General features: G+C 62.8%; 9 protein-coding genes and 1 pseudogene. 5 read left to right on the forward strand and 5 right to left on the reverse strand.

What is annotated here, in order from left to right; genetic code table 11:
• Positions 1-28 precede the first annotated feature (28 nt).
• Both smc and FS665_RS13720 read right to left on the reverse strand, forming a co-directional pair.
• Positions 29-3,517 (reverse strand): chromosome segregation protein SMC, encoded by a 3,489-nt coding sequence (gene smc / locus FS665_RS13715; RefSeq protein ID WP_145189144.1) that lies wholly within the window; start codon positions 3,515-3,517, stop codon positions 29-31.
• A gap of 3 nt (positions 3,518-3,520) precedes the next feature.
• Positions 3,521-4,180: a GntR family transcriptional regulator gene (locus FS665_RS13720; RefSeq protein ID WP_145189147.1), complete on the reverse strand. Its 660-nt coding sequence runs from the start codon at positions 4,178-4,180 to the stop codon at positions 3,521-3,523.
• A gap of 267 nt (positions 4,181-4,447) precedes the next feature.
• On the opposite strand from FS665_RS13720, the gene xdhA reads away from it, so the two are divergent.
• The 4 genes from xdhA to guaD all read left to right on the forward strand — a co-directional run bounded on the left by xdhA (position 4,448) and on the right by guaD (position 10,543).
• Positions 4,448-5,902: a xanthine dehydrogenase small subunit gene (gene xdhA / locus FS665_RS13725; protein ID WP_145189150.1), complete on the forward strand. Its 1,455-nt coding sequence runs from the start codon at positions 4,448-4,450 to the stop codon at positions 5,900-5,902.
• Positions 5,895-8,294 carry a xanthine dehydrogenase molybdopterin binding subunit gene (xdhB, locus tag FS665_RS13730; RefSeq protein ID WP_145189153.1) on the forward strand — a complete coding sequence of 800 codons (2,400 nt, stop codon included), beginning with the start codon at positions 5,895-5,897 and terminating at the stop codon, positions 8,292-8,294. The genes xdhA and xdhB overlap by 8 nt, the downstream gene beginning before the upstream one ends.
• An 88-nt stretch (positions 8,295-8,382) precedes the next feature.
• Positions 8,383-9,228 carry a xanthine dehydrogenase accessory protein XdhC gene (gene xdhC, locus FS665_RS13735; RefSeq protein WP_145189156.1) on the forward strand — a complete coding sequence of 282 codons (846 nt, stop codon included), beginning with the start codon at positions 8,383-8,385 and terminating at the stop codon, positions 9,226-9,228.
• A 10-nt stretch (positions 9,229-9,238) separates the two neighbouring features.
• On the forward strand, positions 9,239-10,543 hold the full coding sequence (gene guaD, locus FS665_RS13740) for a guanine deaminase (protein ID WP_145189159.1): 1,305 nt from the start codon (positions 9,239-9,241) through the stop codon (positions 10,541-10,543).
• 56 nt (positions 10,544-10,599) lie between these two features.
• Here guaD and FS665_RS13745 read toward each other — a convergent pair whose 3' ends face one another.
• Positions 10,600-11,355 carry a GntR family transcriptional regulator gene (locus FS665_RS13745; protein ID WP_145189162.1) on the reverse strand — a complete coding sequence of 252 codons (756 nt, stop codon included), beginning with the start codon at positions 11,353-11,355 and terminating at the stop codon, positions 10,600-10,602.
• Positions 11,356-11,638: 283 nt separating this feature from the next.
• Here FS665_RS13745 and FS665_RS13750 point away from each other — a divergent pair, with 283 nt between their 5' ends.
• Positions 11,639-12,988, forward strand: a complete 1,350-nt coding sequence (locus FS665_RS13750; protein WP_145189164.1) for an NCS2 family permease — start codon at positions 11,639-11,641, stop codon at positions 12,986-12,988.
• Positions 12,989-13,072: 84 nt separating this feature from the next.
• Here the strand turns inward: FS665_RS13750 and FS665_RS23695 are convergent.
• Both FS665_RS23695 and uraH read right to left on the reverse strand, forming a co-directional pair.
• Positions 13,073-13,171 (reverse strand): annotated as a pseudogene (locus FS665_RS23695) (RHS repeat-associated core domain-containing protein); the annotation flags it as partial.
• A gap of 185 nt (positions 13,172-13,356) precedes the next feature.
• On the reverse strand, positions 13,357-13,710 hold the full coding sequence (gene uraH, locus FS665_RS13755; protein ID WP_145189167.1) for a hydroxyisourate hydrolase: 354 nt from the start codon (positions 13,708-13,710) through the stop codon (positions 13,357-13,359).
• Positions 13,711-13,891: the final 181 nt, after the last annotated feature.

Below are 13,891 nucleotides of genomic sequence, written 5' to 3' on the forward strand. Positions count from 1 at the left end.
CCTACAGTTTTCACCCTCTCTTCCCGCATCAGGCATCGACCATGGCCAGTGCCTGCTCCACATCCACCGCCACCAGCCGCGAGCAACCCGGCTCATGCATGGTGACCCCCATCAACTGATCGGCCATTTCCATGGCGATCTTGTTGTGGGTGATGTAGATGAACTGCACGCTTTCACTCATTTCCTTGACCAGGCGTGCATAGCGTCCGACGTTGGCATCGTCCAGCGGCGCATCGACTTCGTCGAGCATGCAGAACGGTGCCGGGTTCAACTTGAAAATGGCAAACACCAGCGCCAATGCGGTCAATGCTTTCTCGCCACCGGACAGCAAATGGATGGTGCTGTTCTTCTTACCCGGTGGACGCGCCATGATTGTCACCCCTGTATCGAGTAAATCTTCGCCCGTCAGTTCCAGATAAGCGCTGCCGCCACCGAAAACTTTTGGAAAAAGTGCCTGTAATCCGGCATTTATCTGATCAAAGGTATCTTTGAAGCGGCTGCGGGTTTCCTTGTCGATCTTGCGGATGACGTTTTCCAGGGTATCCAGGGCCTCGACCAGGTCGTCGTTCTGGGCATCCAGGTAGCGCTTGCGCTCGGACTGCTGTTCATACTCTTCGATGGCCGCCAGGTTGATGGCGCCCAGGCGCTGGATACGCGCTTCCAATTGCTCGAGGGCCTGCTCGGTGCTCTGCTCGCTGGCATCGGCGGCGACCGTGGCCAGTACACCCTGTAAGTCGTAACCGTCAGCCAGCAGTTGTTCCTGCAGGGTCTTGCGGCGAATATCCAGCCCCTGGCTTTCCAGACGCATCTGCTCGAGCTGGCCGCGCAGCATCTGCGCCTGCTGTTCGGCCTGGGTACGGCGCTTCTCGGCATCGCGCAGCTCACGGTCGGCCTCGTCCATGTGCAGGCGGGCCAAGCGCATTTCTTCATCGACGCCCATGCGCCGCTCGAGCAACTCTTCAAGCTTCAGGCGCAGCTCTTCCTGCGGGGCCTCACCCTCCTCCAGGTTCAAGTTCAACTGCTCCTGACGCTCGCTGAGCCGCGCAGCCTGCAGCTCCAGGCGTTCGAGCGCCTGCCGGGTGGAGTCGTGCTGGGCGCGTAGCGACCCCAGACGCACAGCCAGTTGATGGGCGTGGTCCTTGTGCTGACGGGCCTCCTGGCGGATGCGGTCGAGGCCTTCGCGCAAGGTGTCGCGGCGCGCCATGAGTTGCTCACGCTGCTCGGTGTCCTGCGCCATCAGTTCCAAAGCGTCTTGCAACAGTAGACGGGCTTCGCCGAGCTGTTCTTGCTCCAGCGCCTGTTGCTGTTCGAGTTCGCCGAGCTCTTCCTGCAAGCGCCGATGGCGCAGCTCGAGTTGTTCGGCGCGGGCACGGCTGGCGCTGAGGCTGGCCTTGAGCTCGGCCTGCCGGCGGGCTTCTTCCTGAGCCTGACGGCGCAGTTGCTCACGCTGCTCTTCAAGCTCCAGCTGCTGTTCGCGTGTCGCCTGCAGGTGCTGTTCGACCTGCTCCAGCGCCGCTTCGGACTCCAGCTGCTGCTGGCCAAGGCGTTCGATTTCCTGGCTGCGGGCGAGTACCCCGCCCTGGGCATCACCCGCGCGGCTGACGCGCAGAAAGTGCTTGCCGACCCAGAAGCCATCGCGGCTGACCAGGCTCTGCCCATCACCCAGCGCAGCGCGCCCGGCCAGCGCCTGGGCGAGGTCTTCTACCGGATACACCTGGCCCAGCCAGGGCGCGAGGTCTGCCTGGCCTTCGACCTTGTCGAGCAGACTGCCGGGGCGGTTCGCCGCACCGCCGCCGGCCACCACCAGACACACCTCGCCTTGCGCCAGCCCGTCGAACTCCAGCCCCGCCAGATCATCGAGCAGCACAGCCTGCAAGTCGGCGCCCAGCACGGTTTCCACCGCCAGTTCCCAACCCGGCTCCACGCGCAGGCCTTCAGCCAGGCGCGGACGCTGCTCCAATCCTTGCTCACGCAGCCATTGCGCAGCCCCCGCGCCAGGCTCCAGCGCCGCTTGCTGCAACGCCTCGAGCGAGGCCAGTCGACCACCGAGGCGTTGCAGCTCGCCCTGCTGACTTTGCTGGGCAGCGCTGGCTTGCTGCAATTGCTCGCGCACACCGTCCAGGCGCTCGACCACCTGCTGCTCGGACAGCTGCAATTGTTCGAGCTGCGGCTCGCTGCTGGCCAGGTTTTCAACCAGCTCGTCGAAACCGGCATCGTGCGCCTGTGCGGCCAACTGCGCGTGCTCTTGCGCCAGCTTGCGCTGACGTTCGGCAAGGCGCTGCAGGCTGGTTTCCAGCTGCTGCAGGCGCGATTGCTGCACCTCGGCCTGGCGCCGTGGCTCGGCCGAGCGGGTGTTGAAGCTGTCCCACTGCTCTTGCCAGCCGTGCATGCCGGCTTCGGCTTCCTCCAGCACCGCTGCCGCTTCTTCGGCAGCAGCCAGGGTGAGTTCCTGTTCAGGCTCAAGCTCGGCGAGCTCTTCACCGAGCGTGGCCAGCAAGGTACGGTCATGACCCAGGTGCGATTCGGTTTCCAGGCGGGTGCGCTCCGCTTCCTTGAGGTCGTCCTGCAACTGACGCAGGCGCTGTTGACCATGCTGAATGCTCTGCTCGACCCGGGCGATGTCACCTGCCACGGAGTAGAAGCGCGCCTGCACCTGATTGAAACGCTCTGACAGTTCATGGTGCCCGTCGCGCAGGCGCTCGATACTGGCATCGGCATTGCGCTGCTCGGCCACCAGGGCCTCATGGGCAATGTCCTGATCGCCGATCACCGCCTGGCGCTGGCGCACGCGCTCGTCCAGCTCGCGCCAGCGCAGGGCCGCCAGGCACGCCTTGAGTTGGCGCTCCTGGGCTTTGTACTCGCGAAACTTTTCCGCAGCCTGGGCCTGACGATGCAGGCGTTCGAGCTGGCGCTCGAGCTCTTCGCGCAGGTCGGTCAGGCGCGCCAGGTTCTCCTGGGTGCGGCGAATGCGGTTTTCGGTTTCGCGGCGGCGTTCCTTGTACTTGGAGATGCCAGCGGCTTCTTCGATGAAATTGCGCAGCTCTTCCGGCTTGGCTTCGATCAGCTTGGAGATCATGCCCTGCTCGATGATCGAGTAACTGCGCGGGCCAAGCCCGGTGCCCAGGAAGATATCGGTGATGTCGCGGCGCCGGCACTTGGTACCGTTGAGGTAGTAGCTGTTCTGCCCGTCGCGGGTAACCTTGCGGCGGATCGAGATTTCGGCATAGGCCGCATACTCGCCAAGCAAGGTGGTTTCGCTGTTATCGAAGACCAGCTCGATGCTGGCCTGGCTCACCGGCTTGCGGCTGGTCGAGCCGTTGAAGATGACGTCGGTCATCGACTCGCCGCGCAGGTTTTTCGCCGAGCTCTCGCCCATCACCCAGCGCACTGCATCGATGATGTTGGACTTGCCGCAGCCATTCGGGCCGACCACGGCCGCCATGTTGCTGGGGAAGTTGACTGTGGTCGGGTCGACGAACGACTTGAAGCCGGCCAGGCGGATGCACTTCAGGCGCATCGATCAGCCCCGCGCCAATGCCGCCAGCACCAGTTCGCAGCTGCGCCGGCCATAGGCGGCGAGCACCTCGCGAATGCGCACCAGGTCACGGGCCACGACCGCTTCGAGCAGGCGCGCGAAGAGGTCGAGGTAGTCATCCATGTTGGCCTGGCGCTGGTCCAGGGCCAGGTAATAGGCGCGGCTCATGGCCGGTTGCAGATTCTCGACCGTCTCCTGCAGGTAGGGGTTGTCGGCGAACGGATAGGCGGCGCGCATCACGGCGAAGCTCTCGGCGACGAAGACCTTGATATCCTGCTGCTCGCAGGCCTGGCGCAGACGCTGCTGAATGTCCAGAAACGGGCGCAGATCGGCTTCCAGGCGCCATTGTTGGGCAACCGCGTTGCCCAGCAGGATGTAGAACTCGCTCATCAAGGTGCACAGGCTGCGCACGCCGCGTTCATCCAGCTCGGTGACGTGGGCGCCGCGACGCGGCAGGATCGCCACCAGGTGACGCCGCTCCAGGATCAACAAGGCCTCGCGCACCGAACCACGGCTGACGCCCAAGGCCACGGTGACCTTCTGCTCCTGGATGCGTTCGCCAGGCGCTAGCTCGCCACGAATGATGCGCTCGGCCAGGTAGTCGGCAATCTGCTCGGAGAGGCTGTCCGGCGCCTTGAACGTCATGGTTTTCCTTCAGAATCATTGAACTGGGCACAAGCGGGCGATTGTAGCGCACTTGCCTGGCCGTCGCGCAGAGGGGCACTGCGCTTTATTTGACCGCCCAGACAGCCCCTCAGGCGGCGCGATCTATGCTTGATGAACAGGCAGCGATTCCAGGCGAGCGTCGACATGCGCATTTTCCTGACCTTTGAGTCAGAAAATCATTGACCACCGTGATCGGTCTGCTTATTGTCCGCTCAACAACAATAAAACCATTGCGAGGCCATCCCCGTGATCCAGTTTCTCGTCAACCAGGCACTGCACAGCGAGCATGCCCTGGACCCGAACATGACGGTGCTGCAGTACCTGCGTGAGCACCTGGGCAAACCCGGCACCAAGGAAGGCTGCGCCAGCGGCGACTGCGGCGCCTGTACCGTGGTGGTCGGCGAGCTGGTGCAGGACGATCAAGGCCAGGACAGCCTGCGCTATCGCAGCCTCAACTCATGCCTGACCTTCGTCTCGTCCCTGCATGGCAAGCAGCTGATCAGCGTCGAAGGCCTCAAGCACAACGGGCAACTGCACAGCGTGCAGCAGGCCATGGCCGACTGTCATGGCTCGCAATGCGGCTTCTGCACCCCAGGCTTCGTCATGTCGTTGTTCGCCCTGCAGAAGAACAGCCAAGGTGCCGACCTGCACCAGGCCCAGGAAGCACTGGCAGGCAACCTGTGCCGCTGTACCGGCTATCGGCCGATCCTCGACGCTGCCGAGCAGAGCTGCCGGCAGCCCTGCCGCGACCAGTTCGACGCCAAGCAGGCGCAAACCATCGCGCGCCTGAAAGCCATCGCCCCCACGCAAACCGGCGAGCTCAACAGCGGCGACAAACGCTGCCTGGTGCCGCTGACCGTGGCCGATCTGGCCGACCTGTACAGCTCGCACCCCGAAGCCCGCCTGCTCGCCGGCGGCACCGACCTGGCGCTGGAAGTGACCCAGTTCCACAAGACCCTGCCGGTGATGATCTACGTCGGTCATGTCGCCGAACTCAAGCGCATCGACAAGACCGCCAGTCACCTGGAGATCGGCGCTGCCACGCCGCTGACCGACTGCTACGGTGCGCTCAACGATGAATACCCGGATTTTGGCGACTTGCTGCACCGCTTCGCCTCGCTGCAGATCCGCAACCAGGGCACCCTGGGTGGCAACATCGGCAATGCGTCGCCGATCGGTGACTCGCCGCCCCTGCTGATCGCCCTGGATGCCCAGGTGGTGCTGCGCCAAGGCCAGCGCCAGCGGGTCATGCCACTGGAAGACTATTTCATCGACTACCGGATCACGGCCCGCCAGGACAGCGAGTTCATCGAGAAGATCATCGTCCCGCGCGCCAGCAACGACTGGGCGTTTCGTGCCTACAAGGTGTCCAAGCGCCTGGACGATGACATCTCGGCAGTGTGCGCTGCGTTCAACCTGAGCATCGAGAACGGCGTGGTCAGCGGTGTGCGCATCGCCTTCGGCGGCATGGCGGCGATTCCCAAGCGCGCCCGCGCCTGCGAAGCGGCCTTGCGCGGCAAGCCATGGAGCCAAGCCACGATCGAGCGCGCCTGCCAGGCCTTGGCCGAAGACTTCACGCCGCTGAGCGATTTTCGCGCGAGCAAGGAATACCGCCTGCTGACCGCGCAGAACCTGCTGCGCAAATACTTCATCGAACAGCAAACGCCTCACATCGAGACCCGGGTGACCGACTATGTCTAACCAACACGTAGCCAAAAGCCAGGCTGAAATGGCCGAACTGTTCAGCCAGGACCTCACCACCGGCGTCGGGCGCAGCGTCAAGCACGACAGCGCCGACAAGCATGTGACTGGCGAGGCGGTGTACATCGATGACCGCCTGGAGTTTCCCAACCAGCTGCATGTCTATGCGCGCACCGCCGACCGCGCCCACGCACGCATCCTGCGCATCGACACCGCGCCCTGCTACGCCTTCGAAGGCGTGCGCATCGCCATCACCCATGAAGACATCCCTGGCCTGAAGGACATCGGCCCGGTGGTCGCCGGCGACCCGTTGCTGGCCATCGACAAGGTCGAATTCTTCGGCCAGCCGGTACTCGCCGTGGCCGCGCGCGACCTGGAGACCGCGCGCCGCGCGGCCATGGCGGCGATCGTCGAGTACGAAGACCTGGAACCTGTGCTCGATGTGGTCGAGGCCCTGCGCAAGAAGCACTTCGTGCTCGACAGCCACACGCATCAACGCGGTGACTCGGCGGCGGCACTGGCCAGCGCGCCGCACCGTATCCAAGGCACCCTGCATATCGGTGGGCAGGAACATTTCTACCTGGAAACCCAGATCTCCTCGGTGATGCCCACCGAAGACGGCGGCATGATCGTCTACTGCTCCACGCAGAACCCTACCGAAGTGCAGAAGCTGGTCGCCGAAGTGCTCGATGTGCCGATGAACAAGGTGGTGCTGGACATGCGCCGCATGGGCGGCGGCTTCGGCGGCAAGGAAACCCAGGCGGCCAGCCCCGCCTGCCTGTGCGCGGTGGTCGCGCGCCTGACCGGTCAGCCGACCAAGATGCGCCTGCCGCGCGTCGAGGACATGGCCATGACCGGCAAGCGCCACCCGTTCTATGTGGAATACGACGTCGGCTTCGACGACCAGGGTCGCCTGCATGGGATCAATTTCGACTTGGCCGGCAACTGTGGCTACTCGCCTGACCTGTCCGGCTCGATCGTCGACCGTGCCATGTTCCACTCCGACAATGCCTACTACCTGGGCGATGCCACCGTGCATGGCCATCGCTGCAAGACCAACACCGCCTCCAACACCGCCTACCGCGGCTTCGGCGGACCGCAAGGCATGGTCGCCATCGAACAGGTGATGGACCACATCGCCCGTCACCTGGGCCGTGATCCGCTGGCGGTGCGCAAGGCCAACTACTACGGCAAGACCGAGCGCAACGTCACCCACTACTACCAGACGGTCGAGCACAACATGCTCGAAGAAATGACCGCTGAACTGGAAGCCAGCAGCGATTACGCCGAACGCCGCGAGTCGATCCGCCGCTTCAACGCCAACAGCCCGGTGCTCAAGAAAGGCCTGGCGCTGACCCCAGTCAAGTTCGGCATCTCGTTCACCGCCACCTTCCTCAACCAGGCCGGTGCGCTGATCCACATCTACACTGACGGCAGCATTCACCTGAACCATGGCGGCACGGAGATGGGCCAGGGCCTGAACATCAAGGTGGCGCAGGTGGTGGCGCAGATCTTCCAGGTCGATATCAGCCGTATCCAGATCACCGCCACCAACACTGACAAGGTGCCCAACACCTCGCCAACGGCGGCCTCCAGTGGCGCCGACCTGAACGGCAAGGCGGCGCAGAACGCCGCCGAAATTCTCAAGAAACGCCTCACCGAGTTCGCCGCACGGCATTACAACGTGACCGAGGAGGACGTCGAGTTCCGCAATGGCCATGTGCGCGTACGCGAACAGATCGTCAGTTTCGAGCAACTGGTACAGCAGGCTTATTTCGCCCAGGTGTCGCTGTCGAGTACAGGCTTCTATCGCACACCGAAGATCTTCTACGACCGTAGCCAGGCGCGCGGGCGGCCGTTCTACTACTTCGCCTTTGGCGCTGCCTGCGTGGAGGTGATCGTCGATACCCTGACCGGCGAGTACAAGATGCTGCGCGCCGACATCCTCCACGATGTGGGCGACTCGCTGAACCCGGCCATCGACATCGGCCAGGTCGAGGGCGGCTTCATCCAGGGCATGGGCTGGTTGACCACCGAGGAGCTGGTATGGAATGCCAAGGGCAAGTTGATGACCAACGGCCCTGCCAGCTACAAGATTCCGGCCGTGGCCGACATGCCGCTGGATCTGCGGGTGAAGCTGGTGGAAAACCGCAAGAATCCGGAAGACACCGTGTTCCATTCCAAAGCCGTGGGCGAGCCGCCGTTCATGCTGGGCATCGCTGCCTGGTGCGCGATCAAGGACGCCGTGGCCAGCCTTGCCGACTACCGCCTGCAGCCGCACGTGGATGCACCCGCGACGCCGGAGCGGGTGTTGTGGGGCTGCGAGCAGATGCGCAAGGCGGTGGCTGCGGCGCAGCCTGCCGAATCGGCGCGCGAACCCGTTACCCATTGACACGCGGGGGCCGCTTCGCGCCCCTTTCGCGACGCAAGGCCGCCCCCACAAAAAAGCAGGCCATGTTGATCTGAAGAGGATCTGAATCATGCACCAATGGATCAACGCCCTTGCCGATCACCAGAGCCGTGGCCAGGCCTGTGTGCTGGTGACCATCATCGAGGAGCGCGGTTCTACGCCGCGCAATGCCGGCTCGAAGATGGTCGTTAGCCAAGCGGGCCTGTTCGACACCATCGGCGGTGGGCACCTGGAGTACAAGGCGCTGCATATCGCCCGGCAGATGCTCGAAGAGCAGCGCACCACGCCGCACCTGGAGCGCTTCAGCCTGGGCGCAAGCCTGGGACAGTGCTGCGGTGGCGCCACTGTGCTGCTGTTCGAGCCGATGCCCGCAGTGCAGGCGCAGATCGCCGTATTCGGCGCAGGCCATGTCGGCCGGGCTCTGGTACCCTTGCTCGCCGCGCTGCCCTGCCGGGTGCGCTGGATCGATTCGCGCGAGCAGGAATTCCCCGAAGCGATGCCCAACGGGGTGACCAAAGTACTCAGCGAAGAGCCGGTCGATGAAGTCGATGCGCTGCCTGCCGGCAGCTATTGCATCGTCATGACCCACAACCATCAGCTCGACCTGGAACTGACCGCCGCCATCCTCAAACGCAACGATTTCACCTGGTTCGGCCTGATCGGCTCGAAGACCAAGCGAGTCAAGTTCGAGCATCGCCTGCGCGAACGCGGCTACGACGCCGCCGTACTGGCGCGCATGCGTTGCCCCATGGGCTTGCCCGAGGTCAAGGGCAAGCTGCCGATCGAGATCGCCGTGTCCATCGCCGGCGAAATCATTGCCACCTACAACGCCTGCTTCGGCCAGCATGACGCTGCTGCCAATGCCGGCCCCATCGCCCAATTGCTGCCGCCCTCGCGGCGCAGCCAAGCCATTTGACGAGTGTGTTATGACCCTTACCCGCAAAGCCTACCGTGCCGCCATCCTGCACAGCATCGCCGACCCGGCCGAGGTTGGCCTGGACGCCTCCCATGAATACTTCGAAGACGGCCTGCTGGTGATCGACGATGGCCGCATCAGCGCCGTGGGCCATGCCAGCGAGCTGCTGCCCAGCCTGCCCGCCGATATCGAGGTGGTGCATTACCAGGATGCGCTGATTACCCCGGGCTTCATCGATACCCACATCCACTTCCCGCAGACCGGCATGATCGGCTCGTATGGCGAGCAACTGCTGGATTGGCTCAACACCTACACCTTCCCCTGCGAAAAGCAGTTCGCCGACAAGGCGCATGCCGACAAGGTGGCGAAGATCTTCGTCAACGAGCTGCTGCGCAATGGCACCACCACTGCCCTGGTGTTCGGCAGCGTGCACCCCGAATCGGTCAACGCCCTGTTCGAGGAGGCCGAACGCCTGGACCTGCGCATGATCGCCGGCAAGGTGATGATGGACCGTAACGCGCCCGACTACCTGACCGACACCGCGGAAAGCAGCTATAGCCAGAGCAAGGCGTTGATCGAGCGCTGGCACGGCAAGGGCCGCCTGCACTACGCCGTTACCCCGCGCTTCGCGCCGACCAGCACCCCCGAACAGCTGTCGGTGGCAGGTCAGCTGCTCAAGGAGCACCCAGGCGTGTACCTGCACACCCACCTGTCGGAAAACCTCAAGGAAATCGACTGGGTCAAGGAGCTGTTTCCCGAGCAGAACGGCTATCTGGATGTGTACGATCATTTCGAGCTGCTCGGCGAGCGCTCGGTGTTCGCCCATGGCGTGCACCTGTGCGATGCCGAATGCCAGCGCCTGGCCGACACCGGCTCGGCGATTGCCTTCTGCCCGACCTCCAACCTGTTCCTGGGCAGCGGCCTGTTCAACCTGCCGCAGGCAGAACGCTTCAAGGTCAATGTCGGCCTGGGCACCGACGTGGGGGCCGGCACCAGCTTCTCGCTGCTCAACACCTTGAACGAAGCCTACAAGGTGATGCAGCTGCAAGGGGCCCGCCTGCACCCCTACAAATCGCTGTACCTGGCCACCCTTGGCGGCGCGCGGGCCTTGCGCCTGGACGATCGCATCGGCAGCCTGCGCCCAGGTAATGATGCCGACTTCGTGGTACTCGACTACAAGGCCACGCCGTTACTGGACTACCGCATCGAGCAGTCCCAGAGCATCGAGGAAACCTTGTTCGTGCTGACCACCCTGGGGGATGACCGTACCGTGCGCGAAACCTACGCCGCCGGGCGCTGCGTGCATCAGCGCTAAGCATGCAAAAGGGCCGCTGATCAGCGGCCCTTTGCTTGGAAATGCCTGGCGAACTTTCAGCCCTTGGCCGAGACCTTGGGGCGCTTGAGCAGGTGAGAGAACACCGCATGCAGATCGTCCGAGGCGCTTTCGTCGTCCAGGTTGAGCTTGCTGTCGATGTGGTCCATGTGATGCATCATCAGGCTTACCGCCTGCTCGGCATCGCGCGCCTCGATGGCATCGATCAGTTGCATATGCTCATCGTACGAGCAATGCGAGCGGTTGCCGCTTTCATACTGGGCGATGATCAGCGAAGTCTGCGAAACCAGGCTGCGCTGGAAGCTGACCAACGGCGCGTTACCGGCAGCCTCGGCGAGCTTGAGGTGAAACTCGCCGGAAAGACGAATGCCGGCACCCCGGTCACCGCGCGAAAAGCTGTCGCGCTCTTCGCGCACCATGTGGCGCAACTCACCGAGCTGCTCGGCGGTAGCGTGCTGCACGGCAAGCTCGGTGATGGCCCGCTCGACCATGCGCCGCGAGAAGAACACCTGGCGCGCCTCCTCCACGGTAGGGCTAGCCACCACCGCACCGCGGTTGGGTCGCAACAGCACCACGCTTTCATGGGCCAGGCGCGACAGGGCACGGCGGATGATGGTGCGGCTGACGCCGAAGATCTCGCCCAGCGCTTCCTCGCTCAACTTGGTGCCCGGCGCCAGACGCTGCTCGAGGATGGCCTCGAAGATGTGCGCATAGACGATGTCGTCCTGGGTACCACTGCGACCGGCCTTGCCAGTACGCGCAGTTTTTTTCAGAGGTTGCAGCTGTTCGTTCATGGGCTCTCGAAGCACGAAGAGAAAGTATGGCGCCATTGTACACAGGCTGACGCGTTTGAGCAGGTACGCTTTCACCTATATAGCCGTTGTACGACACATTGCGCGCACAAAACATAAAACATTATTTGCATTCTTTGTACACAAAAGCATAATCCAACCAGCAACATCTTGACCTATGAGTCAACAAATCGGTCAGACGTCTGCCTTCCCTCGTGGAGCCGCCAAGTGCATCGCTCAGGATCTGGCTCCAACAACAACAAGAAAGACTTGAGGAGTACTTGCTGTGGAAACCCGCAAATCCGAAGCCCCTACGCTGGATCTTGCCCCGCCACCGGATACCGGTTGGCTGGAGCGGATTTTCAAACTCAAGCAACATGGCAGCACCGTCAAAACCGAAATGATCGCCGGGGTGACCACCTTCATCACCATGGCCTACATCATCTTCGTCAACCCCAACATCATGGCTGATGCCGGCATCGACCACGGCGCCGCCTTCGTCGCCACCTGCATCGCCGCTGCGCTGGGCTGCCTGTTGATGGGCCTCTACGCCAACTGGCCGGTGGGCCTGGCTCCAGGCATGGGGCTCAACGCCTTCTTTACCTACACCGTGGTCGGCACCATGGGCTACAACTGGGAAACGGCGCTGGGGGCGGTGTTCGTCTCAGGCGTGCTGTTCATGTTCCTGACCCTGTCGAAAGTGCGCGAGTGGTTGCTCAACAGCATCCCGGTCAGCCTGCGCCATGCCATGGGGGCTGGCGTCGGATTGTTCCTCGGGCTGATCGGCCTGAAGACCGCCGGCATCATCGTCGACAGCCCCGCTACCCTGATCAAGCTGGGCTCGTTGCACGAGCCGGGGCCATTGCTGGCTGCGGTGTGTTTCCTGCTGATCGCCATTCTCAGCTACAAGCGCGTGTTCGGCGCCATCCTGATCAGCATCATCGGCGTCACCCTGGCCGGCTGGGGGCTGGGCCTGGTGCAGTTCGGTGGCGTGATGTCGATGCCACCCAGCCTGGCCCCGACGTGGATGGCCATGGACGTGGCCGGCGTGTTCAATGTCAGCATGATCAGCGTGGTGCTGGCGTTCCTGTTCGTGCACATGTTCGATACCGCCGGCACGCTGATGGGCGTGGCGCAGCGCGCCAACCTGGTAGCGCCGGACGGCCGTATCGAAAACCTGTCGCGGGCGCTGAAGGCCGACAGCGCTTCAAGTGTGTTCGGCGCGGTGGTCGGCGTGCCGCCGGTGACCAGTTATGTGGAAAGTGCTGCCGGTGTGGCTGCAGGTGGGCGTACCGGTCTCACCGCCGTCGTAGTGGGCATTCTGTTCGTGGCCGCGATGTTCTTCGCCCCACTGGCCGGCATGATCCCGGCCTATGCCACCGCCGGTGCGCTGATCTACGTGGCGATGCTGATGATGGGCAGCATGGCGCACATTCATTGGGATGAAGCGACCGACAGCATTCCGGCAATCGTCACGGTGATCATGATGCCGCTGACCTTCTCGGTGGCTGATGGCATTGCCCTGGGCTTCATCAGCTATGTGGCGTTGAAGGCGGGTACCGGCAAGTACAAGGAAATCTCGGCCAGCCTGTGGGTGCTGTGCGCGATTTTCATTGCCAAGTTCGTGTTTCTCTGACCCTTCGCTGAACCAACAATGGGCGCCTCGGCGCCCATTCTGATCAGTTGGATAGACCATCACCGCTTGGATCACGAAAATGCTTGGGTCTCCCTGGCAGTAGCTGCATGCATTCAAGCCACCTTGCGCGAACGGACTCAAGCTGCCCGGGCAATTTAAGCGCTTCAAAAAGGGATTGCAGGCGCTTTACCCGCGCTCCTTATTTCAATTCGGCACCCGATCATTTCAGACGTAATTCGAAGTGCCTACTGGTAGAAACAACAATGACGCATTGATGAGTTGCGCCCCTTACAGAAATTGCAGACGAAAAAAAGCCCGCCAGTGTGAGAGCGGGCCAAAGGACCTACGAAGATTCTTCTAGCGACCAACTAGCTTCCACGATAGGTCGAATAGCTGTACGGCGAGATCAACAGTGGCACATGGTAGTGTTCCTGTTGTTGATCGATACCGAAACGCAGCACCACGACATCCAGAAATGCCTGGGCCGGCAATTGCACGCCACGGGCGCGGTAATAGTCGCCAGCGCTGAACTGCAGCTGGTAGACGCCGCTGCGGTAATCATCGCCCTGCAGCAGCGGCGCATCGACACGGCCATCGCTGTTGGTCAGGGCAGTGGTGACCAGCTCCAGTTGCTGGCCTTCGACGCGGTACAGCTCGACTTTGATCGAACTGCCTGGGCAGCCATGCGCGGCGTCCAGTACGTGTGTGGTCAAACGTCCCATCTGCTTGTCGCCTCTTGTTCACTCTATGGGCAAAAAATACACAGCTGGCGCCCCAGCGTGGGGCTCGCGTTGTGCGGGAATGCGGTCATTAAGACATTTCACTCGCAAATTGTACACAATTTTTTAATCCCTTCTGCAGTACCTCGTGGCCAATCATCGAAATCCTGCAGATAGCCGCCCA

It is taken from the genome of Pseudomonas sp. URMO17WK12:I11 (assembly GCF_007677725.1).
Taxonomy (GTDB): Bacteria; Pseudomonadota; Gammaproteobacteria; order Pseudomonadales; family Pseudomonadaceae; genus Aquipseudomonas.

Coding starts and splice junctions, on each gene's coding strand:
- smc (WP_145189144.1), bottom strand. CDS start 3,517: ATGCGCCTGAAGTGCATCCGCCTGGCCGGCTTCAAGTCGTTCGTCGAC.
- FS665_RS13720 (WP_145189147.1), bottom strand. CDS start 4,180: ATGACGTTCAAGGCGCCGGACAGCCTCTCCGAGCAGATTGCCGACTAC.
- xdhB (WP_145189153.1), top strand. CDS start 5,895: ATGTCTAACCAACACGTAGCCAAAAGCCAGGCTGAAATGGCCGAACTG.
- xdhC (WP_145189156.1), top strand. CDS start 8,383: ATGCACCAATGGATCAACGCCCTTGCCGATCACCAGAGCCGTGGCCAG.
- guaD (WP_145189159.1), top strand. CDS start 9,239: ATGACCCTTACCCGCAAAGCCTACCGTGCCGCCATCCTGCACAGCATC.
- FS665_RS13745 (WP_145189162.1), bottom strand. CDS start 11,355: ATGAACGAACAGCTGCAACCTCTGAAAAAAACTGCGCGTACTGGCAAG.
- uraH (WP_145189167.1), bottom strand. CDS start 13,710: ATGGGACGTTTGACCACACACGTACTGGACGCCGCGCATGGCTGCCCA.